Below are 25106 nucleotides of genomic sequence, written 5' to 3' on the forward strand. Positions count from 1 at the left end.
TTATTCTGTGTGGAGAATCACGTTACCAGTTTCCGGGATCGGTGATCCAGCCGTCTTCATTCAGCCGGCATCCCGCTGCGCGCGGGTGTCCGTCAACTCGATGATCGCGTGCACGGGACAGTCCAACAGTGCACGTCGGACCGCGTCCTCGTCGGCCTCGGGGATATTGCCGTCACCCTGAAGCGAGGCGTACCCCCAGTCGTCGAGCGGGAAGTACTCCGGCGCGTGCTTGGCGCACAACCCGAAGCCATCGCACAACGTGCGATCGAGCTTGACCTTCATACCGCCACCACCGCTTCCACGGACTCCACCTCATACGGCCGATCGGCAGTGAATGCACCGGAACGGCATGTCTGACAGCCTGTTTCGAGGTGGCGCTGCACCAGGTCGGGGAACTGCGACAGCAGGCTCGCCGCGACATTGGCCGCGCCGTCGAGCGTGGCGCAGGCACCGCGGCCGCGTAACACCACCGACCACCGCTTGAGGCGGTCCAGGTCTTCCTGCGTGGCCAGTCCGTCGCGCAGGCCCGTGGCCACGGCCGCCATCGCGGCCGTTCCGTTGAAGCACGAACCGCACTGGCCGGCGTTCTCGCGGTCGAAGTACGCCAGCACCGACGCCGCGACTGCCACCGGGCAGTCATCGGTGAGGATGCCGATCGCACCGCAGCCCAAACCGCTACCCAGAGCTCGTACGGACTCGTGATCCATTGTTGCCCCGACGATGTCGTGGTTGACCAGTCCGGCGAAGTAGCCACCCATCAGCACCCCTCGGACGTTGTCGGCGGACACCCCGTGCAGGGTCAGCAGGTCGGCGAAGGCGATGCCGTGTGGAAGTTCGTACAGCGCGGGGGCGCGCCCGGCCCCGGTGATCGTGGCCAGGAAGGTGCCGGGGGAGGACTCGGTACCCAGCTCGCGGAACGCCTGCGCACCGCGCTGGTGTAGGTAGGCCAGGTGGGCCAGCGTCTCGACATTGCTGATCAGCGTCGGTTTGCCGGCCACCCCCTCCTCGAACGGGCGCGGAGGCTTGTCGGTCGGCTTGGCCGGCCCGCCATTGACGACGTGCACGGCGGCGGTCTCCTCGCCCGCGACGTAACCCGGAGCGACGGTGAGTAATTCGATCGCCACACCAGTAAGCTCGCCAGGGAGCTCGGCGAGTGCACGCTCGACGCTCTCGGCGGCCGATGGATCCGACACGTACACCACGGTGCGGTCGGCACCGACGATCCCGGCGGCCAGTCGCAGGCCGTCCAGCACCGCATGCGGGCGGTTGCGCAGCAACCAGCGGTCCTTGATCGAGGCCGGCTCGCCCTCTTCGCCGTTGGCGATTACCACGGTGCCGATCCCGGCGCGGGCGCCCTGCTGCCCGTTGTCGCGCACCGTGCGCAGCTTCACCGCCATCGGGAAGGCCGCGCCGCCCCGGCCGAGCAATCCACTGGCCTGCACCTCGTCCAGTAACTGGTCCGGATCGGTAAGGGCGCCATAGCCCCCGGCCTGTTGATAGTCGGTCAGGCTTTCGGGCCCGTCGCGCAGCAGGCGCGGGGTGATGCCCGGCCATGCCGCGACTGTCAGTTCGACTGTCATGGTCACATCCCGTCCCCGGTTAGGCTTACCGGCATGAGAACTGCGGTGGTGCGCGTCGGCGTCGACCCGGCCGGTGAGCTCGGGGCGCGGGAGCTATCCGACGGCATGGCAACGCTTCGTGGGTTGCTGGGCGAACGTGGGGCCGAAGTGCTGGACAACCAGCTCGCCGGACTGCCCGCGCATCGCCGCGAGGTCGAGGTGCTGATCGCCGGCGACGACGCACGAGAGCTGCAGACCATCGCGATGGAACTGTGTGCCAAGGCGTTTGGTACGGAGCCCACGGCTGGGGTGGTCACCTTCGTCAGCCGCGGTACTGACGAGGACGCCCGCGGTGTGCTGGCCGGGTTCGGTCTGTCGGGTGACATCGTTCGATCCGTCAATGACGAAGGCTGGGATGTGGTGACGGTGACCCTGGACAAGGCCGACCTGACCCGTATCCCGGAAAGCCGCGTCCACACCGCCCTGGAGGCTTCGCTGAACTGCGAGGTGCACATCCGGGCGGTGTGAGGGCGACGGCACTGCGCTCACCTGGGCTCCGAGGAGGTAGACCCCAGAAACTCGATGATCGCCGGGGCGGCCTGCACCCAGGTGTCGAACATGTTGAACCGCTTGACCTTCCCTGAGGCCCGGTCCTCCCCGGCGCGTTCCCAGGCGTCCTCGGGCCAGGGTGGGTCGATCAGCTTGGAACCCTTGATCAGGCAGCTGACCTCAAGGGACGTGCGCTTGGGGTGGTCCAGATCGTTCTCGCCGCCACGGATGATGAGCGTCGGCACGGTGATGTTGTCGAACATCTCGTCCTCGACACCGGGAATGGTCTGACCGGGCTTCGGCACGAACGCGTTGAGCCAGCGCAGCATCAGCTTGAGGAACTCATCGGGGTCCTGGGCCAGGATGCGATCGCGATTCGCCGGATTTTCGCCGGCGCGTTCCTTCCACTCATCAATGGCGGCAACGGCTTTCATTCCCGCTCCGCGCACGGCCAGGATGCTCGGCACGATGTAATAGGAGCCGAGGACGAACGACCCGTACACGCCGCCGACGATGTTCCAGACCACGAGTTTGGTGACGACCTCGGGGTAGAGCATCGCGGTCAGCATCGAATCGCGGGCCCCGCCGGAACCGCCGGCCAGGATGCACGGACCGATACCCAGCTTGGTGATCAGCGCCGCGAGTGTCTCGGCGCGCATGTGCGATTCGCTCTGACCGTAGAACTGGATGTCCGAGCGGCCACAATTGGGCCGGTCCCACAGCAGCACCCGGTAACCGCCCTTGACCAGGGCCTGGGCCAGCGGGCGCAGTCCCGGAATGTCCTTGCTGAACCGACCGCCGGGCGTCAATGCGATGAAATCGCCTTCTTTGCCGAGGATCTCGTAGACGACGTTGCCGCCGTTGATCTCGATGGTCTTCTCGCCCCGCTTGAGCTCCGGGGTTCCGAGGGGTACCTGAATCTCGCTCGACATCGATGATTCGCTCGCAAGCTCGCTCATGCCATCACCAACACATCATCTCCAACCACACGGACCGGGTAGGTACGGATACTCCATTCCGGCTTCACCGCGGTGGTGCCGGTTGCCAGCTCGAAACCCCATTGGTGCCAGGGGCAGTAGATGAACTCCTTGTCGCGCACCATCACCGCGTCGCCCGGCACCTCGTCGTCGACCACCGTGCGCCCCCGGGCACGGCCCGAGCACAGCGGACCTCCCTCGTGCGGGCAGTAGTTGGCGATGGCGTAGAACGTGCCGTTGACGTTGTACACACCGACACCGTGGCGGCCGATCGGCACCAGTTTGTGTGTGCCGGGCGGGATCTCCTCCACGGTGGCGACGACGTGCTCGCGACCCTGCGCGAGCCGGGGGCGCTTGTCCGGTTCGCTCATCTCAGAACACCCGGACCTGTCCCTCGAGGACGGGGACGGTCTCGGGCAGCTTGTAGGTCTCGATGCCGTTGCGGAACATGATGGCCTCACGCGCGTGCTCGGGCAGGTGCTTGACCAGCCAACGGGGATCATCAAAGGTCCAGTGCGGATAGTCGCTGGAGTACAGCAGGATCTTGTCGCACTCCATCCACTCGAAGGCCCGGGACAGCTCGGTCTTGTCCTCGGGGTAGTCCAGCGGCTGAGTCGAGAACTTGATGTGGTCCTTGACGTATTCGGACGGTTTGCGCTTGATGTCCATCCAGGATTTGCGCGCTTCGTAGATCGCGTCCATGCGCCACATCAGCGGCAGGATCCAGGTGAACGCGTGCTCGATGAACACGATGCGCAGCGTCGGGAAGCGGTCGAAGACCCCGTCGAAGATCAGGCTCATCACCTGGTTCGCGGCCAAAAGGGAGTAACTGACCATGAAGTCGTGGTTGTAGCTGGGCAGACCCACCGGGGGCAGGGGCAGGTTCTCGAACTCGCCGCGGGACAGGTGGCAGCTCACGGTGATGTCGTGCTTGGTGGCCGCGGCCCACACCGGGTCGTACTTCGGGTCGCCCCAGGACGGGCGCGGCTCGGCCTTGATCAGAACCTGCGCCATGTAGGGGTGCTCGGCCCACTTCTCGATCTCGGCCACCGCCAGTTGCGGTTCCTCGATCGCCACGCAGATCGAGCCGCGCCAGCGCTCATGCCAGTTGTTGTGCGGGTCCAGCCAGTTGTCGGCGAGCCAGGAGTTGGTGGCGGTGCAGTAGGCCGCGGTGGCCTCACCCAACCGGCTCTCGCCGTGCGTCGGCTCCAGGATCGCGATGTCCGAGCCGGCTTCCATGATGAGCTGGCGCAGCGCCATATCGGGGTCACTGCAGGCGAACTCGCCATCTGGCGGGAAGGCATCGACCCGCATCGCGTAGGAGTGCGCGTAATCGGGTGCGTCGTAGTAGATCTGGTCGCCGACCGGATGGCTCATGAAGAACTTGCTGCGCCACGGCTCCGGGATGTATTCCAGTAACTGACCGCGCTTGGGCATGGGGTGGACGTCGGAGTCGACGCACCGAACCGCAATCCGCTCGGCGGCCGGAACCCGTGGGTTTGTCGTGATGGACATGAAGGTCTCCCTCAGATGCCTACTGTGCCGCAACCGCGGACGATGAACTCCGATTTGCGAACTCGTTTTCCAGCCCGTACAGCTTGGCGGCATTGCGCCACAACAGCTTGTCGCGTTGTTCAGTGCTGAACGCGCTGGGAATCGCCGGTTCGTTCAGCTGCCAGTGCGGGTAGCTTGAACCGAACATCACCATGTCTTCCTTGCCGGTGAAGCTCAACCACTCGCCGGCGAATTCGGTATCGCCGGGGCCGTCGAGCGCGCCCTGTACGAAGTACACGTGGCCGGGCAGGTAGTCGCTGGGCATCTTCGGTGCCCACGGAGTCTGTTCCAGGTGCGGGCGGCCGAAGCAGTCCATTCGCCAGATGAACGGGGTCAACAGATCCGCGGCGCCGTCGGCCCAGACGAACTTGAGTGTCGGGGTCCGCTCGAACACTCCCTCGGCGATCATGTTCATCAGGTGATAGATGTAGTTCAGCGCCATGAACCCGAGGTACTGCTCGTAGGTCCGGGCTTTACCGGACGGCGTCGGTGCGAACTGGATCCCGGCCCCACCCTCGATGTGTACGGCCACCGGCAGGCCCGCCTCGGCAGCCGCATCCCACAACGGCCAGAACTGCGGTTTGCCATAAAGTTCGCGCGATTGCATCGGGATGCCGATCTGCACCACGCGCGGGTGGTCCTTGTACTTGGCGATCTCGCGAAGAGCGCCGGCGATGTCGTCCGGGTTGACCCGGATGGTGCCGCGGAATCGCTCACCGTGCTCGTAATGTTCGAGCCAGCGGGTCACCATCATTTCGTTGTGCGCGGCGGCCAGGGCGGTTCCGAGGTGACGGTCCGGCATGATCCCGCGGGTCATCGGGTGCAGGATCGCGATGTCGACGCCGCGGTCGGTGAACAGATGCTGCGCGGCGATGTCGGGATCGGAGCCGGGGTACTGCCGATCGGGGCCCTTGGTGCCCTTCGCGTACTCGCCACCGGGCGCGCCGTACCAGTTCATCTCGTAATCGGGGAAGCCGCGGCTGGCGAACGGTTCCTTCAGGAAGTTCTGCCGCAAGTCTTTGTTCGAACCGAAGAAGACGTGCACGCTCGCGTCAATGACGGGCACTCGCGTCCCGTCAGCTTGCTCAATTGCCAAGACTGTCCTCCGATGTCCCTCCGGAAACGAGCTGCGCACGCGCTGTTGACGACGTGCCTCTCGCGCCGGATCTTACAGCCAGTCTAGATCCATATTCTTCTATGGCAAGAACATAGTTCTCAGAGCGTCGCGACGCTTTGTCGCAGGTAATCACTGGTGCTGGTCACCCGCACAGCGGACTACAGGGGAGAACCGGCACTTGCTAGAGGAGAAGGTCACACCATAGAAAGAGAATGCTATTCTCCATTCGAACGTGACAGTGCGGCAGGAGGCGGCGGTTGCTACTCGAATTCGATGCCGATCAGCGGCTATGGCAGGAAACCGTGCGCGACGCGGTGACCAAGCAGTGCCCGGCCACGCTGGTCCGTGAAGTGGCTGAGCAGGGTGTCGATCCGACACCGCTGTGGCAGAGCTATATCGACCAGGGCTGGACCGAGCTCACCGACTCGGAGAACGCGGTGGAACTGGCCATCGTCCTGGAGGAGCTCGGCCGGGCCACCGACCTGACGCCCTACCTGGCGACCATGACGCAATATGCGCCGCTGGCGGGGGACCGGTTCGATGCGGCCAAGGCCGGTACCGCGGTGTACAGCGGTGTGACGGCCAACCGGGACGCGACCGGTTGGGTGCTGACCGGAACCGCCCGCCACGTCCTGGACGGTGACCGCGCGCAGAACCTTGCCGTGGTGACCGACGGTGGTGTGTTCCTGGTCGGCGCGGCCGAGGTTTCCGTCAAGCGCAGCGCGGTCTTCGATCCGGTGCTGCACGTTGCCGAGGTGTCGTTCGACAACGTGCACGTCGATGACACCGACCGCATTCACGTGGACACCGAGAAGGCGCGTCACCTGGCCCTGACCGGCATGGCCATCACGATGGTCGGTGCCTGTCAGCGGGTTCTCGATCTGGCCCTCGAACACGTCAAGCAACGGCAGCAGTTCGGTGTGCCGATCGGGTCGTTTCAGGCCGTGCAGCACAAGGCCGTCGACATGCACGTCGCCATCGAAAGAGCACGGGCACTCTCGTACTTCGCCGCGCTGACCATCGCCGCCGATGACCCGCGCCGGCGGCTGGCGTCGGCGATGGCCAAGGCTGCCGCCGGAGAGTGTCAGGCGGTGGTGTTCCGTCATGGCCTGCAGCTGTTCGGGGCGATGGGCTTCACCTGGGAGAACGACGTGCAGTTCGCGCTCAAGCGAGCCAAGGCGGGGGAGCTGCTGTTGGGCGGCGCCGCCGAGCACCGCGCGTTGATCGCCGCCGAGTACCGCACGACCTACAGGGGCCTGTAAATGCAGCTGACATTCGATTCCGATGTCGAGGAGTTCCGCGCCGAGTTCTCCGCATTCCTCGATGCCAACCTGCCCTCGGAGACGCAGACGCTGGAGCGGCCCCGGTCGGTGTCGCACATGCCGCAGTGGGCCCGCGACTGGCAGCGACTGCTGTTCGACAACGGCTGGCTGCTTCCGGCTCAACCGCCCGAGTTCGGCGGACGCAACGCGTCGGTGGTGCAGACCTTTGTCCACCTCGACGAACTGTGCCGCCGCCGGATCTATCACAGCTTCAACCCGCAGGGCGTCAATATCATTGCGGCGTCGCTGCTTACGTTCGGATCCGAGGAACAGAAGCATCGCTGGGCGGTACCGGTGCTGCGCGGTGAAAAGACCGCCTCACTGGGTATGAGCGAGCCGAGCGCGGGCTCGGACCTCGCGTCCCTGCGCACCCGCGCAGTACTGGACGGAGACCATTTCGTCGTCAACGGCCAGAAGGTGTGGACCTCGGGCGCCCATGACGCCGACTTTCTGCTGACCTTCGTCCGCACCGACCCGGATGCGCCGAAGCACAAGGGAATCAGCGTGCTGATCATCCCGACCGACACCCCGGGCGTGGTGTGCCGGCCGTTCGCCGACATGACCGGCGAGGAGAACCTCGACTTCAACGAGGTGTTCTTCACCGATGCCCGGGTGCCCGCCGAGAACCTGGTCGGTCCGCTCAACGGGGGCTGGGGTGTGGCCAACGGATCACTCGGTCACGAGCGCACGATGATGTGGCTCGGCTTCGCCGACCGGATCGACAACATGCTGGCCGACTTCCAACCCAAGACCGAGCTGGAGCGCGATCAGTACGCCACCACGATCATGGATTACCAGGCCTTGCGCGCCATGGGATCCGCGGCGCTGGCCAAGGCCTCACGCGGCGAAGCGGACACCGCGTCGGTGTCGGTGCTCAAGCTGTTCGGATCCGAAGCCGAGCGCAACGCATTCGAGAACGCGCTGACCGCGGCCGGTCCCGACGGGTTGATCCACCCGACCACCTCGGGGCCTTACGAGCACATGAACCTCGACCACTACTTCGCGAGCTGGTTCGAGCGCTATGCGCGAAGCTTCGGTGGCACCATCGCCGGTGGCACCTCCGAGATCCAGCGCAACATCATCGCCACCCAGGTGCTGGGGTTGCCCCGCCGCTGACCTTCTCCCGGCGAGTTTCTCTCGGCGAGCAGACGCAAATGCACCCAGGAACGCGGGATTTCGGGTACATACGCGTCTGCTCGCGCTAGGTGGTGACGCGGAACAAAACTTAGGTTACTGTCGGCGTGATGTTCACGCTGCGATTCGACATGCGTGCGCCGCATACCCCGACGGCCGAGCTCTACGGCGCCGCCATCGACATGTGCGCATGGGCCGAGACGCGCGGAGCCGTGATGGCGGTGTTGTCAGAGCACCACGGCACCGTTGACGGTCACCTCGCCGCGCCGACCATCCTGGCCTCGGCGATTGCTGCCCGGACCAACCGGTTGGCGATTCTGCTTGCCGCAGTGCCGATTCCGTTCTGGGATCCGGTCCGCCTCGCCGAGGAGATCTGTGCACTGGACATCATCAGCCGAGGCCGGGTCTCGTATGCCTTCGGCATCGGGCATCGCGCCGAGGAGTACGACCACTTCGGTGTGGAGATGAGCGCGCGCGGCAAGCTCGCCGACGCGAAGGTGGCGCTGTTGCTTCGTCTGTTGGCGGGGGAGACCGTCGACCACGACGGCCGGCGGATCACGGTGACACCCGGATGCGCGAGTCCGTCGGGACCGTCTCTGCTCATCGCGGGTGGTAGCCGGGCCGCCGCGCGACGTGCCGCCCGCCACGGCCTCGGGTTCATCTCGCAGACCGCGACGCCGGGACTCAAGGAGTTCTACGAAGCCGAATGCCGGGCCAACGGCCACGAGCCCGGCGTGGTGCAGTTCCCCGCACCGCACACACCTACCGCTGTGTTCGTGGCCGGCGACGTGGACCGGGCATGGCATGAGTTGGGCCCCTTCCTTCTTCACGATGCCCTCACTGCTGCTGCGTACCGCCACGGTGACAACGCAGTCGCCAGCATCTCGCTCGCCCACACCGTGGCGGAACTGCGACAGGCCGGCGGCCCCTATCGGATCGTGACCGTCGACGAGGCCGTCGGCTACATCCGTGCGGGCAGGCCGTTGCCCTTGCTACCGCTGTGCGGAGGGTTGTCGCCCGACATCGCGTGGTTCTACCTCGAACAGGCCGTCATGGCGTCCGAACGCGCATGACCGGAGTATTGAATGAGGAGTCAAGCGTGACAAGACCTTTGCGACCCCTGCGGACTGTCGTCTGGTCGACGGGTGGTGTCGGATCGATCGCGATCGACGCGATCGCCCGGCGCCCGGACCTCGAACTGGCCGGCGTGTGGGTCCATTCGCCGGCGAAGGTCGGGCACGATGCGGGTGTGCTGGCCGGGCGTGCGCCGCTCAGTGTGTCGGCCACCGACGACGCCGATGCGCTGATCGCGTTGGTCCCCGACTGCGTGGTGTACGCGGCGAGTGGACCAGACCGCGACGCCGGCGCGGTGCCGGACTACCTGCGACTGCTGAACGCCGGAATCAACGTGGTGTCGACGACATCGACCGGCCTGGTGTACCCGCCGGCCTACTATTCGGCGGAATGGCGCGACCAGCTGGAGGCGGCAGCCAAGGTCGGCAATTGTTCGTTCTACGCGTCGGGGGTCTTTCCCGGATTCGGCTCGGATCAACTGGCGCTGATGCTGGCAACACAGTCCAAGAAGATCGACCGCCTCACGGTCACCGAGGTTTCCCTCAACGACCACTATCCGGTGGCCGACGTGATGATGGACGGGATGGGTTTCGGGCGCCCGCTGGATTTCGAGCCGATGATCGAGGCCCCGGGGTTCATCGAGATGGCTTGGAAAGCACCGATTCACATGATCGCCGATGCGCTCGGGGTCGAAGTGTCCGAGATCCGGGGTTCTCTCGATCGCAGGATCACCGACCGCGACATCACAGTGGCGTTCGGGACCATCGCTGCCGGTACCTGTGGTGCGGTGTGCACACGCGCGGCCGGTGTGGTGAACGGACGTGAGGCCATCGTCGTCGAGCACATCATCCGGATGTCACGCGACGTCGCACCAGAGTGGCCCGCGTCGGAATTCGACGCCACCTACCGGGTGGACATCGAGGGTGATCCCGACATCCACTGCGCGATGAACCTGGGGGAGTCCGAGGGGTACGGTGCCGGACAGGCGGCGATGGCTGCCACCGCGATGCGGGTGGTCAACGCGATTCCCTACGTCGTCGACGCGCCCGCTGGCTTGTTGAGCTCGCTGGACATCCCGAATACGTTGCCGCGGTACGCCTTCGACTGATCAGTGCAGTGCGGTCCCAGCTCACGGCACCTGTCCGGACGGCAGTTGGCCCCCTCCTGGATGAAGGGGGCCAACGGGTTTGAATTGTGGCTATTCGGACGCGCGGTGTGCGGCAGATCAAATTCCCCCGCAAGCGCATTCGAGAACCAGCCGCTACAACCCGACTTTGCTATGCAGGCGCCGTCAGGTTGTGCGGTTCGGCGTGCTGCGGGCTTGGACACGACCGGGCGTGCCATGAAGGCGACTAGTTGGAGGCAAACTCTTGACCCGCACTGAACGAGCGTTTAATGTACTGAACATGCGTTCAGTCGGTGCGGCCGCCGGCCGCTCAGCCCGCGACGCGGTGTTCGGCGAACTTCCGCACGGCAGATGAGTTCCAGGGCGTTATGAGAAGGGGATGACCCGATGGCTATGACCGTTCCGACCTTCAACGCGGTGCAGGCGAGCCTGTGGCTGACGCTCTGTGGCAGAGCGCTCGACAACCGATTGTCGCGGCCGATTCTGGGAGACAACATGGCCGACGAGGTCGTGCGGAAGGTCGACTTCGATTACAAAAAGCTCCACATCCCCACGAGCAGTGCGGTTTACATCGCGCATCGGGCCAAGAAGCTTGACGAGATCGCCCAGCAGTTCATCGCCCGTCACCCCAACGCGGTTGGCCTGGACCTCGGCGCCGGCCTTGACAGCCGGGCGCTGCGGATCGCCCCGCCGTCCACCGTCGACTGGTACGACGTCGACTTCCCGGAGGTCGTTGGCGCCCGGCCGCAATTATTGCCTCACGACGCCAACCCGCACCCCATAGGCGTTGACCTCACCGACTCGACGTGGCTCGACACCGTGCCCACCGACCGGCCTGCCGTGATTGTGGCCGACGGGCTGATCGCGTTTCTCTCCGAAGACGAAATGCGGACGATGGTATGCCGCATCATCGACCATTTCCCCAGCGGGGAAATCGCATTCAACGGCTACAGCAAGTTCGCCGTCTGGGCCCAGAAGCGTTTTGCCGGTGCCGAATCCATCAAGGCTGTCACCAGATTTCCCGGCTTCGACGATCCCCGATACCCCGAACGCTGGCACCCCAAATTGAAGTTGGTCAAAGAGATTCTCTGCACCCGAGAGCCCGAGGTCGCCAGGTTCCCGGTGGGCCTTCGCCTGATGAACCGACTAACCGCGCCGAGCACTGCGGTGTCCCGGAGGGGAAACGTAGTGCTCCACTATGCCTTCTAGCGCCAGAGATCGATGGGGCGAGGACCGCGGAACGCCGGGTATCGTCGGGTGAACACGTTGCCACGGAACGTTTTCGGCCAGTCCACGATCAGCGGACGATCACACCGCGCAGGCTGGTGTCCCGGACGTGGATCTGCGATGCGCGGGTGCCCAACTGCCGGAGGATGTTCTCCGGGATCCACCCCACGCCGATGACCGACCGGGCCAGAATCTCGTTCGAGGGGCTGTCGATACTGATCTCACCCGCCTTGATCCCTGCGGCGAGAAGCGCCTTGACCTGCTTGACGCGCTGCATGAACAACCAGCCGGGGTTGGGGGTGTCCGGCGGCGACTGGCGCATCCACGCCAGCTGGATCCGGAACTCATCTCCGAACTGATCCAGCGCGTTGGTGTGGATCCAGCTCAGCGCGTCGAGCTTTTCGATCGTCGTGCCCTCGGACCCGAGGACCTCCGTCCAGCCCACCGCGATCTTCTCACCGAAGGACTGCATGATCGCAGCCAGCAGTTCGTCCTTCGACCCGATGAGCCGGTACACCGTGCCGGTGCCCATGCCTGCCGCCGAGGCGATATCGCGCACGGTCGTACCCTCGTAGCCGCGCCGACCGAACTCGGCCCGCGCCACCGCCCGGATATGGGTGGTCTTGTCATCGGCCTCGGACTCGGCCTCCTCGATCCAGCTCCGGACCACGTCGTCGGCCGCGATGAACGGGACGGACTTGTCGAGTTCGGCGTCGGTGGGCTGGCCGGTGGACAAGCCTTCCAGGAGAATGCGGCACAGCAGGGTGGCGACCTTCTCCGGTGCGGCATTGTGGCGCATGACGTCGAGTCCGACCTGCAGCATGGACTGGCAGATCCGGTCGGCCAGTACGGCCAGGTCGACGTCCGACCGCAGGTAGCCGGCCCATCGCGCGGCCCGCAGGGTCTGCTGCATGGCGTCCAGCGTGGCCGTCGGGCGGCGCTGGGCCAGGGCGACGAGGTCGGGGTTGGAGCTCGGGCTCTCGTAGAACGACATCTGGAGCGCGGCCCGGTGCGCGACGGCGCACCGCGCGATATCCGAGCCGAGTGCGGCGATACGGTCGAACGGCGACGCCGGATCGGGACCGTCCAACCGGCTCTGGGCGTGCTCGGCGATGCGGTCGAGGTCCTCGTGATACCGCTCGAGCAGCTCGACGAGGATCGCTTCCTTGGATTCGAAATGGTGGTACAGGCTGCCCGGCAGAATGCCGGCCGCATCCGCGATCTCCTGCAGCGACGTGCGAAGGCCCGACGTGGCGATCAACGTGGCAGCGGTCTCGAGAATCTCGGTCCGGCGCGTGCGATCCTCAGCTGCGGAGCCGGCGTCGGTTGCGCGACCTGGGGTGCGCTTGAGCGTCTTGCGCTCCCCAGGCGTTACCTGGGGACGGCCCACAGCGGCTCCACGATGATTGCTGGCTCCCGTCATACGATTTGGGTGGCTGACCCAATATTTGGTTAGAGGCTACCAGAACAGTGCTGGTGCGCTGGGGATCCCGTGCAGCCGAAGGCGCCGGTAGATCACCCGCGCCCGGGCTCCGGGAGGTTGCGCCGGACGCGCCGCCCGCAACGTCGCGGCCCGGTTCACGCGGTGACGCCGAGCCGTTCGGTCACCCCGAACACTTCGTCGTAGATCGATCCCGGAATCGTGAACGGCTCTGTCGCAGCGACTTCCGAAAGGTGCGCGCCGATGTCGTCAGCGCTGGGGTTACTGTCCGGCGGCGCCATCCAGCCCTCGCCTAAACCGACGAACACGCGGGCGAAACGCCCCGCGCAGGCCGAGAAGTTCTGGTGGCTCATCCCGCAGTCGCGGCTGGCCAGGTACACCACCAACGGTGCGACGAGTTCCGGCCGGATCGCTTTGAAGAAGCCGTTGTCTTCAAGGACTTTCGGGTCGCCCAGGGTCTCGGTGACCATTCGTGAGATACCGAACGGAAGGACGGTGTTGGCAAGGATCCCGTGCGGTGCTCCCTCGAGCGCGATCACGTTGGTCAACCCGACCAGCCCGGCCTTGGCTGCGGCGTAGTGCGCTTCCAGATGCTGACCGAACATCCCCGCCGACGATGCGATGAAGACGAACCGGCCGTAACCCTGACTCTTCATCACCCGGTAGGCGGGCTGGGCGAGATAGAAGCCGCCGTCGAGGTGGACGCTCAACATGCGCCGCCAGTCCTCGGGGGACAGCTCATCGAAAGGGATGCTGTTGAAGATGCCGGCGTTGCTGACAACGGCGTCGAGCCGGCCGAAGCATTCGACCGCCGTGCGCACGATCGCCGCACCGCCCTCGGGGCTGTCGACCGAGTCGTAGGAGGCCACCGCGGTGCCACCGGCAGCCGTGATCTCCTCGACGACCTGATCGGCGACCGCGGCGTCCGAGCCCTGGCCCGCCATCGTGCCGCCGAGGTCGTTGACCACGACAGCGGCCCCACGCCGGGCCAGTTCGAGCGCGTACACCCGGCCCAGGCCGCGGCCGGCTCCGGTCACCACAGCGACCTGGTCGTTGAAGTCGATCACTTTGTAGCCCTTGCTAGTTGATGTTCCGGCTCGGTCCATTGACTCCGGGTGGTGCCGAACTCTACGGTGGAACAGATATTTGGTCAACGCGACGGTGCAGTGCGGAGGTATCGGTTGTCTGACGGTGGTGGTGACGGCGCCCGATTCTCCGGGCTGGGCATGCTGGCATCCGCGCTGGCAGCTCGTCCGGTCGCGGTGGCGGCAGCCGACCCGGGAAGCGGACCGTGGACCGACGGCAAGACCGTGTTCGTCGACCCGTCGGCGCCCGCGCGCAGGCAGCTCGAATCGGTGGCCGTTCAGGCGTCGCTCATCGCGGCAGGCAGCCTCGACCCTGATGTGGTCGGTGCCCTGGTCCGTCATCGGCGGTTGGCCAGGCGTTATCTGGCCGTCGAGGGGCACCGAGCGCTGTTGGCCAATCACGCACTCCTGCCGAATTCCCTTGGCTCCTTGGCGGATCGAAGTATCGGCGAGCGCAGTGAGTCGGCGGCATCGTCCCTGGCGATCGCGCGGGGGCGGGATGCGCTCGACGACCCGCCTGCGGGATTCGGGGTGATTCAGGTCAAGAAGGTCCTGGCCGCGTGTGCGACGGTCAAGCCGGCCGACGAACAGTCGGTGGGACATGTGCCGCGGCGGCAGGGCAAACGGGAGCTTGAGGAACTCGATGAAGGTGACGTCGATGATTCTGATGATCCCGATCTGTTCTCCAGCCCGGTCGGCGGGGGCGGGGCCATCGGAAAATGGCTCAAGAAACTGCTGTCCTCGTCGCGCAAGACGGGTGGCAACGGTGGGGGACCGCCCGGTGCCGACTCACCGACACATCGCACCAACTCGACGAAACGCGGGGTGCATGCGGTCACGTCGCTGGCGACGGTGTCGTCGGAGGAAGTCGTCGACATCAAGACCGAGGGCGTGAAGTACCCGGAATGGAACGCCGAACGCGGGGTCTATCGGCCTGACTGGTGCACGGTCCGCGAGGCTGACCCGCAGATCAAGGCGCATGCCACCCAGCGGATCGAGGATGCGATCAGCGTGCGGCGCCCGCTGGCGCGCCTCGGGATGGGTTTGCATCGGCGTCACCGCCAGCCCCAGGGCGACGACATCGACATCGATGCCGCGCTCGAGGCGCGCGTGGAGGTCCGGGCCGGGTCGGTACCCGACGAGGCCGTCTATCTCGACAGTCTGCGAAGGCGGCGGGACTTGTCGGTGCTGTTGCTGTTGGATGTGTCCGGCTCGACGGCGGAGCCGGGCACCGTCGGGCGCACCGTGCACCAGCAGCAGCGCACGGCGGTAGCGCATCTGATGGTCGCGCTCCATGACCTGGGCGACCGGGTGTCGCTGTACGCCTATTACTCCCAGGGGCGGTCGGCGGTGACCATGGTCCCGGTGAAACGGTTCAACGATCACCTGGACGCGCAGGTGATCCGAAGGCTGAACAGCCTTGAGCCCGGCGCGTATTCGCGACTCGGAGCGGCGATCCGGCATGGGTCCTCGGTCCTCGAGAAGCGCGGCGGCACGTCGCGGCGACTGCTTGTCGTCCTGTCCGATGGACTGGCCTACGACCACGGCTATGAGCGGGCCTACGGTGCCGCTGACGCCAGACGTGCCTTGGCCGAGGCCCGGCGCCGGGGTACCGGTGCCGTGTGTCTGACCATCGGTGCCAGTACCGACGTGGAGTCTCTGCGCCGGGTGTTCGGTAGCACCGCACACGCCACCATCGCCGGTCCCGACCAGCTCGCGGGTGTCATCGGGCCGCTGTTCCGCTCGGCGATTCGCTCCGGCGAGGTTCGTCGCAGGGTGTCCTGAAGGTACACCTGTTGCGGTGATGCCAAGTCCCAGAATGTCATTGGAATCATCGACGCCCGTGCATCGGCAAGCAACCAGTGCTTGAAACAAACATCTGTTCCGCGTTAGGCTCGCTTCTGTACCGCAGTGTCGCGGATACGACGAAAGGTGTGTTGATGGCCAACGAGTCAGGACTCGCTCATCAGAACGGTGCCAATTCGCAGACCCTGAGCACGCGTCCCTATTACCGGCCGGTCGGCAACGAGGAGACGGTGTTCAAGGCGGCCTACCGCCAGGGTCTTTCACTGGTTCTGAAGGGTCCGACCGGGTGCGGCAAGACGCGCTTCGTCGAGGCGATGGCTCACGACCTCGGCCGGCCGCTGCTCACCGTCGCCTGCCACGACGACCTCACCACCGCGGATCTTGTCGGCCGGTACCTGTTGCGGGGCGATGAGACGGTCTGGGTGGACGGCCCGCTGACCCGCGCGGTGCGCGAGGGCGCGATCTGTTACCTGGACGAGGTGGTCGAAGCCCGGCAGGACACCACCGTGGTGTTGCACCCCCTCGCTGACTACCGCCGTCAGCTGCCGATCGAGCGCCTCGGCATCACGCTGGACGCGGCGCCGGGATTCGGTCTGGTGATGTCCTATAACCCCGGCTACCAAAGCGTTCTCAAAGACCTCAAGGACTCGACGCGTCAGCGGATGGTGGCCATCGAGTTCGGATTTCCGGACCCTGAGGTCGAAGAGGGCATCATCGCCCACGAGGCGGGAGTAGATCGCCCCACCGCTGCCGAGTTGGTGCGCTTCGGGCAGGCCATCCGGCGCCTGGAGACCGGTGGTCTGCGCGAAGTCGCGTCGACCCGCGTGCTGATCGCGGCCGGGCGCTTGGTCGCCGAGGGGCTGCCCATGGCCGTGGCGGCCAGGGTGGCGGTCGCGGGACCGTTGACCGACGACGTCGCGGTAAGTCGTGGTCTGCACGAGTTGATCGACGTCTACCTGGGCGGATCGGGATCTGGTGATTGACGCGGTGCACTGCCCCCGTTACGTTCAGAACAAATATTAGGTCGACCCCGGTGTTCCTGCGACGAACGCCCGCACCATGGAGGTCAGATGTCATACGAGAGCACCGCGGAGCCCATCAAGGTCGGCTACCTGATGGACTTCACCTTGCCGCCGGGGTTCCCGGACGAACTGCTGGCTTCGTTCACCCAGACTTTTGACCTGGTGTTCGAAGAGGCCGTCGAGCAAGGGCTGATGGATCGGCCGGTGCGGATGATCTACCGCGAGGTGGAAGGGCTGCCCAAGGGTTCGGTGAAAGCGGTCATCGACGCGTACGGCGAACTCGTGGACGAGGGCTGTCTGGTGGTGTTCGGGCCGAACATCACGGACAACTGTGTGCCGCTACGGGAAGCGATCGAGGAGCGCTTCAAAGTGCCGGCCATCAGCGTCACGGGAACCGACGACTGGCTCGGCGAGTGGACGTTCGCCTTTCCCCAGGGATCGATGACGGACGAACCCATCTTTCTGGCGGACCTGGTGGCGAAGCGGGGACTGACGGAGATCGGCGTACTGGTCGAGCAGAACCTCATCGGTGACAGCTATCTGAAGAATCTGCGAACGGCGTGCGCCCGCAAGGGTATTCGGATTGTCGCCGAAGCTGTGATCGCGCAAACGGCGCAGGACATCAATGCCGCCGTGAGCACGCTGCACGAAGCGAAGGCCGAGGCGATCGTCCATCTCGGGTTCGGTTTCGGCATCGTCTTCATCAACCCGGCGCTCGAGGCCGTCAACTGGGATCCTCCGCGCTTCACGACCACCGCATTCCAGAACGCCTGGGTCAACCCGATCATGTGGAACGCGTTTCTTGGCTGGATCGGGGTTGATCAGTACGACGAGGGGAACACGGTCGGGCAGGCCTGGCTCGACAGATATGCCAATCGGTACAACGGAAGTCGTCCCGAGTACTGCGTCTCGGTGGTCAACCACGACGTGGCCGCCACGCTGGTGCGCGCCTTCACCGATGCACATCCGTTGAGCCCGCGCGGCGTCAAAGAGGCGCTCGAGCGCGTGAAGATGATGCCCGCGGCTTCCGGCGCACCCGGAACCCGGGTGTCCCTGGGGAAGTGGACACGACGCGCGTGGATGGGGTCGGGCTATCTGGTCGCCCGCACCCTCGATGCGGACGGTATCAACTCGCACCTGGTCGACCGGTTCGGGGAGGAATGACATGACTACCAGAGAATCCCTACCGCCTGATACCCAGGTCAAACCGCCGCCGCGCAAGGGTCCGAACTGGGGTCGCGTGATCGCCCTGCTCGCTTGGCTCGGCTTTCTCGGCCTGTTCGCCGCGGTCGGTCGCACGGACGTCGACCCGCGGGTGGCCAACCCGAACGTCGAGGGCCGGCCCCGTCCCGTCGCGTTCCTGACCGCGTTCGATCACTGGCAGATCATCCCGCAGGTGGGCGCCGTGATCATCGTCGTGGTGTTCACCGTCCTGTTCATCGTCGGCTGGCGGAAGAACCCCGGCAGCCCGGTGCTGCTCATGGTCCTGGTGACGACGTTGATCGTCTGGCAGGACCCGATCATGAACTGGTCGCCGTATGCGGTGTACAACCCGATGCTGCTGCACTGGCCGGAGAACTGGTACCTGATCATGATGTCGCCGACGGTGGAACCGTTCATCGTGTTCGGTTACGTACTGTTCTACTTCGGCCCGTACTTCCCGGGGATCTGGATCCTGCGCAAGCTGCAGGCCAAGCGCGGTCCCGAGGCGTTCGTCACCCGACACCCCCTGATCAGTTTGGGCGCATTGGTTTTGGTCATCGGCTTCATCTTCGATGCCATCCTGGAGGTCAGCCTGGTCCGCACCGGGCTGTACATCTACTCGCAGGCCATTCCGTTCGGCACGTTGTTCCCGGGCAGCACCTTCCAGTTCCCGTTGATCTGGGAATCGCTCTCGGTGACCTTCGTGATGGTCCCGGCGGCGATCCTGGTCTACCGCGACGACACCGGAAAGTCGGTGGCGGAGAAGCTCGCCGCGAAGGCGAAGCTCTTCCCGAGCAAGCCCGTACTCGGCACGTTCCTGGTGATGTTCGCGATCATCAACGTGTCGTACTTCGCCTACGGTGGCTGGTTCTGGGTCATCAAGGCCAGCGGCGCGGCGACCTCCGTCGCCTGCCCGTGGCCCTTCCCCGAGGCCAAGATTTATGACCCGCAGGGGTTTTACCGGGCGAACGGAGCCGAGGGGCCGTACTCGGTAGGCAAGTGGTCCACCTGGCAGCAGGGGCCGGCCCGCAACCCCGACGTCGAGTTGGGGTCGAAGAGCAACCGTTGCGCGACGGGCGGCCAGGATGGCTGAAGGTCGGACTGTCGTCATCACCGGGGCGTCCCGGGGACTCGGCTTCGCATCGGCCACGCGCCTTTATCGCGAGGGGTGGCGCGTGGTGGCTGCGATGCGCAGCCCGGAGAAGGGGATGGCTGCGCTGCGTGAGGCGACGGGAGCCGGCGAGGACGACGACGACAGGCTGATCGGTATTCAGCTCGACCTCACGGACGGAGCGTCGATTGCGGCCGCAGCCAAGAGCATCACCGAAGCGGTCGGCGCACCGTATGCGTTGGTGCACAACGCCGGTATCTCGGCAGCGGGGATGGTCGAGGAGACATCACCCGATCTGTGGGAGCGCATGTTCGCGACGAACATCTTCGGCCCGGTGGCGCTCACCAGGGCGCTTCTACCGACCATGCGAGAAGCCGGCCGCGGCCGCATCGTGCTGATCTCGAGCGCTGCGGGCGTGCGTGGGATGCCCGCAACCGCACCGTATTCGGCGGTCAAGGGTGCGCTGGAGCGGTGGGGTGAATCGATGGCCGGGGAGGTCGCACCGTTCGGGATCGGCGTCACGATCCTGGTTACCGGGACCTACGACACCGAGATCATCACCGACGCGGGGACCACGGACGACCGCGATCTGGACGGACCCTACGCTCGCCATCACCGCACGATGGACAAACGCGGGCGGGCCATGATGAAGCGCGCGGCCAGATCACCCGAGAAGTTCGCCGAAGGCCTGGCGAAAGCGCTCGACAGCTCGAAGCCGTTCGTCAGGACCGCGGTCGGTCCAGATGCACGAATGTTGTTGATCGCCAACCGTTTGATCCCCGCGGCGGGATTGCACCAGATGACCCGGCTGATGATGGGCATCCCGCGGTTCGGCGCACTCCGAGGGGAAGGCTCCCGCCATGGCTGAGCGCTCGAAAGTGACCTTCGAATCGAGGATGCTGATCGACGGCAAGCTCGTCGACGGTGAGGCAGGCACGTTCACCAACGTCAACCCGGCAAATGAAGAGATACTCGGAGAGGTCTCGGACGCCTCGAAGGCCGACATGAACCGGGCCATCGACGCGGCCCGCCGATCATTCGACGAGACCGACTGGTCGACCAACCACCAACTCCGCAAGCGATGTCTCGAACAGCTGCACGAGGCGATCGAGGGCGAGTTGGAGGAGTTGCGCGAAGAACTCATCTCGGAGGTCGGTGCTCCGCGAGCCGTGACACACGGACCGCAGCTCGATGCCCCGCTCGCCGATGGACTCAGGTACCCGGCCAGGCTCATCGAAACCTTCCCGTGGGAAACCGATCTCGGCGACACCGTGGTATCGGTCACCGGCGTGAACACCACGCGCAAGGTGTGGCATGAACCGGTCGGAGTGGTCGGCGCCATCGTGCCGTGGAACTTTCCGTTCGAGGTCGCCATCAATAAGCTGGGCCAGGCGCTGGCCGCGGGCAACACCATGGTGCTCAAGCCGGCCCCGGACACGCCGTTCAACGCCACACGGCTCGGCCGGCTCGTCGCCGAGCACACCGACATTCCCGCGGGCGTGGTCAATGTCGTGACGGCATCGGACCATCTCGTCGGCGAAGAACTGACCCTGTCGCCCAAGGTCGACATGATCTCGTTCACCGGCTCTACGGCCGTGGGCAAGCGGATCATGGAAAAAGGGGCCGCGACGATGAAGCGGCTCTTTCTCGAACTCGGCGGCAAATCGGCCACGATCGTCTTGGAAGATGCCGATTTCAACACCGCCTGCCTGATCGGCATCGGTCCCTTGTTGCATGCCGGGCAGGGCTGCGCCGCTCCCACCCGGATGCTGTTGCCGCGTTCCCGCTACGACGAGGGCGTTGCGATCCTGAAAGCCATCTACGAAAACGTCGTCCCCGGTGACCCACAGGACCCCGCAACCCTCTGCGGGCCGGTCATCTCGGCCAAGCAGCAGTCGCGCATCCTCGGCTACATCCGCAAAGGCGTCGACGAAGGCGCCACCATGCTCGTCGGCAGCGCCGAGCCACCGAATCAGTTCGACAGGGGATTCTGGGTCAGCCCAACACTGTTCACCGACGTGGACAACTCGATGACCATCGCCCAGGAAGAGATCTTCGGACCGGTTCTCGTCGTCATTCCCTACGAGGACGAAGACGACGCCGTCCGGATAGCAAACGACAGCCCGTACGGACTCGCCGGCAACGTCATGTCGAGCTCTCTGGATCGTTCACTTGCCGTCGCGCGCCGGCTGCGCGCCGGGTTCATCGGCCTCAACGGGACCGCGGGTTATGGCGCGGACACACCGTTCGGCGGCTACAAGAACAGCGGCGTCGGGCGCCAGAACGGCATAGCCGGATTCGAGCAGTACACCGAGATCAAGTCCGTCGCCTACCCGGCTCAATAGCGCTGGCAGCCTGAAGGAGTAGTAGTGGAACAGCTTTTTGACGACCTCGAGGACTTCGGCTCCTTCGACGATGCCGTCTCGGGTGACGTTCGCGACCCCTACCCGGAGCTTGCCAGGCTACGGCGCGAGGAACCGATCCAGCGGATCGACATGTCCGCGATGCCGGGGGAGCAGGGCAAGCCTGTCTTCATCGTGTACCGCTACGAGGATGCCCAGCAGATGCTGCGCGACAATCTGACGTTCTCGTCGTCCGGCGTCATCGCAGCGTTCGGCCCGGTTCTCGGTGAGCGCGTGATGCTGGGTATGGACGAACCGGTGCACGGTCGGCTGCGCTCGCTGGTGTCGAAGGCGTTCTCGCAAAAGGCCTTGGCGCGTTGGGAAGACGAGCTGGTCGGTCGGGTCGCGAACGAGCTCATCGACAAGTTCGCGGCCGACGGCAAGGTCGACCTGGTGAAGGCATTCACGTTCGACTACCCGAGCCGGATCATCGCGGGTTTGTTGGGACTGCCGGAAGAGGACTATCCGCAATTCCAGCGTTGGTCCATCTCACTACTGAGTTGGATCATGAACCCGGAGCGCGGGCTGGCGGCGTCGGCCGCGCTGTGCGAGTACTTCGCCCCGATCCTGCAGGCCCGTCGCACCGCGCCGAAGGAAGACATGATCAGTCTTCTCGCCGAGGCCGAGATCGACGGCGAGAAGCTCACCGACGAAGAGATCTTCTCGTTCCTGCGACTGCTGCTGCCCGCAGGCGTGGAGACCACCTATCGGTCACTGGGCAACCTGCTGTTCGGGTTGCTCTCGGACACAACGCAGCTGGATGCAGTCCGTGCCGACCGGTCGTTGCTGCCGCAGGCCATCGAGGAAGCGGTGCGCTGGAACCCGCCGCTGCTGACCATCACGCGCACCACAACCTGTGACACCGAACTCGGAGGGGTTCACATTCCGGAAGGGTGTTCGGTGATGCCGATGCTCGGTTCGGCGAATCGGCAGGAAGATCGGTGGGCCGACCCGGACGAGTTCGACATCTTCCGTACGCCCAAGGGAAATCTCGGCTGGGGGCACGGGGTCCATGTGTGTCTGGGCATGCACCTTGCCCGGCTCGAAATGCGCACTGCCATCAACCTTCTGCTGGACCGACTGCCCGACCTGCGGCTGGACCCGGACGGAGACGACCCCCATATCCGTGGTCAGGTCTTCCGGTCGCCGACATCCCTGCCGGTTCTCTTCGACGCGGCCGGCGCCCGATGACCGAACTTCGTTACGACGATCGGGTGGCGATCGTGACAGGCGGGGGCAGGGGCGTCGGACGTAGTCACGCCCTGCTGCTCGCCTCGAAGGGCGCGCGCGTCGTCGTCGCCGACTACGGCGTGGGCATCGACGGTGACGGCTGTTCAGCCGAACCGGCCACCGAAGTGGTCGCGGAGATCAAGGCGGCAGGCGGCGAGGCGGTGCCCTGCGTCGCGTCGGTGGCCGACGAGGCCGGTGCCGCCGCGATCGTCGACACCGCCCTGCGGACCTACGGACGCCTCGACGCCGTGATCAACAACGCGGGTATCCACGTCGCGGGCAAACTACTCGACCTCAGCACCGATCAGTTCCGTTCGATGCTCGACGTCCATTATTTCGGAACACTTTTCGTGACCAGGGCCGCCTGGCCACATCTGGTTCAAGCCGGCTACGGCAGGGTCGTGAACACCGTGTCCGAGGCCATGCTGGGCGGGATACCCGAACACACCAGCTACGGCGGCGCCAAGGGCGCGGTCTTCGGGTTGACCCGCACCCTGGCCGGCGAGGGCCTGGAACACGGAATCCTGGTGAACGCGATCGCGCCGCGCGCGTTCACCAGGATGTCGGCTGCGCAATCCGACAAGATCGCCGCCAACCACGGCATCTCGACAGAACTCATGGATCAGATCAACGCCGCGATGCCGCCTGACCTGTGCGCACCCGCTGCGGCATTCCTGGCACACGACTCCTGCCGGCTGTCCGGGGAGATCCTGCGGGTCGGGCTCGGAGGAGTCGCCAGGATCGCCGTGGTGGCCTCGCAGGGCATCAACCAGACCCCGTTGACGGCGGAGGACATCGCGGAAAACCTCAGCAAGATCATGGATCTCAGCACCAGTCAGGTCTTGGAAGTAGTTGCCGGCCGACCCGTACAGGAGGCGAAACAATGACCGAAATCCGTTCCGAATTCGAAGAAGTGGATTTCTTCACCGACGCATCACTGGTACCGGATCCTTACCCCTACTTCGACCACCTGCGGTCCAAGTGTCCTGTCGCCCATGCGACTCCGTTCGACGTGCTGGCCGTCACCGGCTATGACGAGGCGCTGGCCGTCTACAAGGATCCGGCGTTCTCGTCGTGCGTGTCGGTGGCGGGGCCGTTCTCCGGTCTGCCGTTCGGGCCGGGGGAGAGCGACGACGTCTCGGAGTTGATCGAGCAGCACCGGCTCGCGGTGCCGATGGGCGAGCACATCACCTCGCAGGATCCCCCGCTGCACACCCGGACCCGCGGTCTGATGAACAAGCTGATCACTCCCAAGCGCCTCAAGGAGAACGAGGACTTCATGTGGCGGCTGGCCGATCAGCAACTCGACACATTCGTCGACCGTGGATCGGCAGAGTTCCTGGCCGACTACGCCAAGCCGTTCTCGCTCTTGGTCATTGCCGATCTCCTGGGCGTCCCCGGCGAGGACCACGAGGAGTTCAAGGCGGCGTTCGCGCTGGAGACGGTAGGTGAGCTCGGTAAGGAGGCGCCGACAACGCACAACCCCCTGCAGTGGCTCAACGACAAGTTCTACGCCTACATCGAGGACCGCAGGCGTGCACCGCGCGAGGACGTGCTGACCGGGCTGGCACAGGCCAAGTACGAGGACGGATCGACGCCCGACATCGAGGACGTCATGAACCTGTCGACGTTCCTGTTCGCGGCGGGTACCGAGACCACGACCAAGCTGGTCAGCTCGGCGGTCCGGTTCATCGCGGACAACCCGGGATTCGAGACGATGCTGCGCGACGACCGGGCCAGGATCCCGTCGTTCCTCGAAGAGACGCTGCGGCTGGAGAGCCCGGTCAAATCTCACTTCCGGATGGCCAGCAAGACCACCAGTATCGGTGACATCGAGGTGCCCGCCGGAACCACCGTCATGGTGCTGCCGGGGGCGTGCAACCGTGACGAACGTAAATTCGCCGATCCCAACACCTTCCAGCCGGATCGTGCGAACGTGCGCGAACAGATCGCGTTCATCCGGGGAGTGCACTCCTGCCCGGGCGCGCCACTGGCGCGCGCGGAAGGCCGGATATCGCTGAACCGGATCCTGGACCGGATGTCCGACATCACGATCTCCACCGAGCACCATGGCCCCGCCGAGGACCGCCGATACACCTACGAGCCGACGTTCATCATGCGAGGGCTCAGCGAGCTTCACATCGAATTCAAACCGGCCGCCTGACCG

The 25106-nt window shown here is 65.4% G+C and carries 23 protein-coding genes; 15 read left to right on the plus strand and 8 right to left on the minus strand.

Annotated elements, in window-relative coordinates; genetic code table 11:
* Nucleotides 1-60: 60 nt before the first annotated feature.
* A complete protein-coding gene (locus ACWEFV_RS26080; protein ID WP_135456756.1) occupies nt 61-282 on the minus strand; it encodes a ferredoxin in 222 nt (73 codons plus the stop codon).
* The gene (locus tag ACWEFV_RS26085) at nt 279-1580 is read right to left on the minus strand and encodes an NADH-ubiquinone oxidoreductase-F iron-sulfur binding region domain-containing protein (protein ID WP_450072282.1); all 1302 of its coding nucleotides are present in this window, start codon (nt 1578-1580) and stop codon (nt 279-281) included. Before ACWEFV_RS26085 ends, ACWEFV_RS26080 begins: the two co-directional genes overlap by 4 nt.
* A 33-nt stretch (nt 1581-1613) precedes the next feature.
* On the opposite strand from ACWEFV_RS26085, the gene ACWEFV_RS26090 reads away from it, so the two are divergent.
* Entirely contained in the window at nt 1614-2087 is a 474-nt protein-coding gene (locus ACWEFV_RS26090) for a hypothetical protein (RefSeq protein ID WP_450072283.1), read from the plus strand.
* A 17-nt stretch (nt 2088-2104) separates the two neighbouring features.
* On the opposite strand, the gene ACWEFV_RS26095 is transcribed toward ACWEFV_RS26090, so the two are convergent.
* Genes ACWEFV_RS26095 through ACWEFV_RS26110 form a run of 4 tightly spaced genes read right to left on the minus strand, consistent with a single transcriptional unit; the run spans nt 2105 to nt 5735 of the window.
* Nucleotides 2105-3040, minus strand: a complete 936-nt coding sequence (locus ACWEFV_RS26095; RefSeq protein ID WP_450072319.1) for an alpha/beta fold hydrolase — start codon at nt 3038-3040, stop codon at nt 2105-2107.
* Nucleotides 3041-3063: 23 nt separating this feature from the next.
* Nucleotides 3064-3456 (minus strand): Rieske (2Fe-2S) protein, encoded by a 393-nt coding sequence (locus tag ACWEFV_RS26100; RefSeq protein ID WP_450072284.1) that lies wholly within the window; start codon nt 3454-3456, stop codon nt 3064-3066.
* 1 nt (nt 3457) lies between these two features.
* Nucleotides 3458-4600, minus strand: coding sequence for an amidohydrolase family protein (locus ACWEFV_RS26105; protein WP_450072285.1), 1143 nt, complete (start codon nt 4598-4600; stop codon nt 3458-3460).
* A gap of 19 nt (nt 4601-4619) precedes the next feature.
* Nucleotides 4620-5735, minus strand: coding sequence for an amidohydrolase family protein (locus tag ACWEFV_RS26110; RefSeq protein WP_450072286.1), 1116 nt, complete (start codon nt 5733-5735; stop codon nt 4620-4622).
* A 278-nt stretch (nt 5736-6013) separates the two neighbouring features.
* Between ACWEFV_RS26110 and ACWEFV_RS26115 the strand changes: the two genes are divergently transcribed.
* The 5 genes from ACWEFV_RS26115 to ACWEFV_RS26135 all read left to right on the plus strand — a co-directional run bounded on the left by ACWEFV_RS26115 (nt 6014) and on the right by ACWEFV_RS26135 (nt 11621).
* Complete coding sequence (locus ACWEFV_RS26115) at nt 6014-7018, plus strand: acyl-CoA dehydrogenase family protein (protein WP_450072287.1); 1005 nt, start codon at nt 6014-6016, stop codon at nt 7016-7018.
* Nucleotides 7019-8194, plus strand: a complete 1176-nt coding sequence (locus tag ACWEFV_RS26120; protein WP_135456747.1) for an acyl-CoA dehydrogenase family protein — start codon at nt 7019-7021, stop codon at nt 8192-8194.
* A gap of 128 nt (nt 8195-8322) precedes the next feature.
* Nucleotides 8323-9285 carry an LLM class flavin-dependent oxidoreductase gene (locus ACWEFV_RS26125; protein WP_450072288.1) on the plus strand — a complete coding sequence of 321 codons (963 nt, stop codon included), beginning with the start codon at nt 8323-8325 and terminating at the stop codon, nt 9283-9285.
* Nucleotides 9286-9311: 26 nt separating this feature from the next.
* Nucleotides 9312-10394, plus strand: a complete 1083-nt coding sequence (locus ACWEFV_RS26130; protein WP_450072289.1) for an NAD(P)H-dependent amine dehydrogenase family protein — start codon at nt 9312-9314, stop codon at nt 10392-10394.
* A gap of 405 nt (nt 10395-10799) precedes the next feature.
* Nucleotides 10800-11621 carry a class I SAM-dependent methyltransferase gene (locus ACWEFV_RS26135; protein WP_450072290.1) on the plus strand — a complete coding sequence of 274 codons (822 nt, stop codon included), beginning with the start codon at nt 10800-10802 and terminating at the stop codon, nt 11619-11621.
* 88 nt (nt 11622-11709) lie between these two features.
* Here the strand turns inward: ACWEFV_RS26135 and ACWEFV_RS26140 are convergent, their stop codons facing one another.
* Both ACWEFV_RS26140 and ACWEFV_RS26145 read right to left on the minus strand, forming a co-directional pair.
* The gene (locus tag ACWEFV_RS26140; RefSeq protein ID WP_135456739.1) at nt 11710-13029 is read right to left on the minus strand and encodes a TetR/AcrR family transcriptional regulator; all 1320 of its coding nucleotides are present in this window, start codon (nt 13027-13029) and stop codon (nt 11710-11712) included.
* Nucleotides 13030-13217: 188 nt separating this feature from the next.
* Complete coding sequence (locus ACWEFV_RS26145; protein ID WP_450072291.1) at nt 13218-14147, minus strand: SDR family NAD(P)-dependent oxidoreductase; 930 nt, start codon at nt 14145-14147, stop codon at nt 13218-13220.
* A 159-nt stretch (nt 14148-14306) separates the two neighbouring features.
* On the opposite strand from ACWEFV_RS26145, the gene ACWEFV_RS26150 reads away from it, so the two are divergent.
* From ACWEFV_RS26150 to ACWEFV_RS26190, 9 genes are all read left to right on the plus strand, one after another.
* Complete coding sequence (locus ACWEFV_RS26150) at nt 14307-15950, plus strand: VWA domain-containing protein (RefSeq protein WP_450072320.1); 1644 nt, start codon at nt 14307-14309, stop codon at nt 15948-15950.
* Nucleotides 15951-16105: 155 nt separating this feature from the next.
* Nucleotides 16106-16954 (plus strand): AAA family ATPase, encoded by an 849-nt coding sequence (locus ACWEFV_RS26155; protein WP_450072292.1) that lies wholly within the window; start codon nt 16106-16108, stop codon nt 16952-16954.
* Nucleotides 16955-17041: 87 nt separating this feature from the next.
* Nucleotides 17042-18157 carry an ABC transporter substrate-binding protein gene (locus ACWEFV_RS26160; RefSeq protein WP_450072293.1) on the plus strand — a complete coding sequence of 372 codons (1116 nt, stop codon included), beginning with the start codon at nt 17042-17044 and terminating at the stop codon, nt 18155-18157.
* A 1-nt stretch (nt 18158) separates the two neighbouring features.
* Nucleotides 18159-19289: a spirocyclase AveC family protein gene (locus tag ACWEFV_RS26165; RefSeq protein WP_135456729.1), complete on the plus strand. Its 1131-nt coding sequence runs from the start codon at nt 18159-18161 to the stop codon at nt 19287-19289.
* Complete coding sequence (locus tag ACWEFV_RS26170) at nt 19282-20175, plus strand: SDR family oxidoreductase (protein ID WP_450072294.1); 894 nt, start codon at nt 19282-19284, stop codon at nt 20173-20175. Before ACWEFV_RS26165 ends, ACWEFV_RS26170 begins: the two co-directional genes overlap by 8 nt.
* A complete protein-coding gene (locus ACWEFV_RS26175) occupies nt 20168-21652 on the plus strand; it encodes an aldehyde dehydrogenase family protein (RefSeq protein ID WP_450072295.1) in 1485 nt (494 codons plus the stop codon). The genes ACWEFV_RS26170 and ACWEFV_RS26175 overlap by 8 nt, the downstream gene beginning before the upstream one ends.
* A 24-nt stretch (nt 21653-21676) precedes the next feature.
* Nucleotides 21677-22900 carry a cytochrome P450 gene (locus ACWEFV_RS26180; protein ID WP_450072296.1) on the plus strand — a complete coding sequence of 408 codons (1224 nt, stop codon included), beginning with the start codon at nt 21677-21679 and terminating at the stop codon, nt 22898-22900.
* Nucleotides 22897-23826, plus strand: a complete 930-nt coding sequence (locus tag ACWEFV_RS26185; RefSeq protein WP_450072297.1) for an SDR family NAD(P)-dependent oxidoreductase — start codon at nt 22897-22899, stop codon at nt 23824-23826. Before ACWEFV_RS26180 ends, ACWEFV_RS26185 begins: the two co-directional genes overlap by 4 nt.
* Entirely contained in the window at nt 23823-25103 is a 1281-nt protein-coding gene (locus tag ACWEFV_RS26190) for a cytochrome P450 (protein ID WP_450072298.1), read from the plus strand. The genes ACWEFV_RS26185 and ACWEFV_RS26190 overlap by 4 nt, the downstream gene beginning before the upstream one ends.
* Nucleotides 25104-25106 lie beyond the last annotated feature (3 nt).

The organism is Mycobacterium sp. NPDC004974 (assembly GCF_053600815.1).

Bases quoted from the DNA above. Each gene is read 5' to 3' on its own strand.
- ACWEFV_RS26160 (WP_450072293.1), top strand. From the start codon at position 17,042: ATGTCATACGAGAGCACCGCGGAGCCCATCAAGGTCGGCTACCTGATG.
- ACWEFV_RS26165 (WP_135456729.1), top strand. From the start codon at position 18,159: ATGACTACCAGAGAATCCCTACCGCCTGATACCCAGGTCAAACCGCCG.
- ACWEFV_RS26090 (WP_450072283.1), top strand. From the start codon at position 1,614: ATGAGAACTGCGGTGGTGCGCGTCGGCGTCGACCCGGCCGGTGAGCTC.
- ACWEFV_RS26155 (WP_450072292.1), top strand. From the start codon at position 16,106: ATGGCCAACGAGTCAGGACTCGCTCATCAGAACGGTGCCAATTCGCAG.
- ACWEFV_RS26170 (WP_450072294.1), top strand. From the start codon at position 19,282: ATGGCTGAAGGTCGGACTGTCGTCATCACCGGGGCGTCCCGGGGACTC.
- ACWEFV_RS26190 (WP_450072298.1), top strand. From the start codon at position 23,823: ATGACCGAAATCCGTTCCGAATTCGAAGAAGTGGATTTCTTCACCGAC.
- ACWEFV_RS26105 (WP_450072285.1), bottom strand. From the start codon at position 4,600: ATGTCCATCACGACAAACCCACGGGTTCCGGCCGCCGAGCGGATTGCG.
- ACWEFV_RS26135 (WP_450072290.1), top strand. From the start codon at position 10,800: ATGGCTATGACCGTTCCGACCTTCAACGCGGTGCAGGCGAGCCTGTGG.
- ACWEFV_RS26185 (WP_450072297.1), top strand. From the start codon at position 22,897: ATGACCGAACTTCGTTACGACGATCGGGTGGCGATCGTGACAGGCGGG.
- ACWEFV_RS26175 (WP_450072295.1), top strand. From the start codon at position 20,168: ATGGCTGAGCGCTCGAAAGTGACCTTCGAATCGAGGATGCTGATCGAC.
- ACWEFV_RS26150 (WP_450072320.1), top strand. From the start codon at position 14,307: ATGCTGGCATCCGCGCTGGCAGCTCGTCCGGTCGCGGTGGCGGCAGCC.
- ACWEFV_RS26085 (WP_450072282.1), bottom strand. From the start codon at position 1,580: ATGACAGTCGAACTGACAGTCGCGGCATGGCCGGGCATCACCCCGCGC.
- ACWEFV_RS26095 (WP_450072319.1), bottom strand. From the start codon at position 3,040: ATGTCGAGCGAGATTCAGGTACCCCTCGGAACCCCGGAGCTCAAGCGG.
- ACWEFV_RS26125 (WP_450072288.1), top strand. From the start codon at position 8,323: ATGTTCACGCTGCGATTCGACATGCGTGCGCCGCATACCCCGACGGCC.
- ACWEFV_RS26100 (WP_450072284.1), bottom strand. From the start codon at position 3,456: ATGAGCGAACCGGACAAGCGCCCCCGGCTCGCGCAGGGTCGCGAGCAC.
- ACWEFV_RS26120 (WP_135456747.1), top strand. From the start codon at position 7,019: ATGCAGCTGACATTCGATTCCGATGTCGAGGAGTTCCGCGCCGAGTTC.
- ACWEFV_RS26080 (WP_135456756.1), bottom strand. From the start codon at position 282: ATGAAGGTCAAGCTCGATCGCACGTTGTGCGATGGCTTCGGGTTGTGC.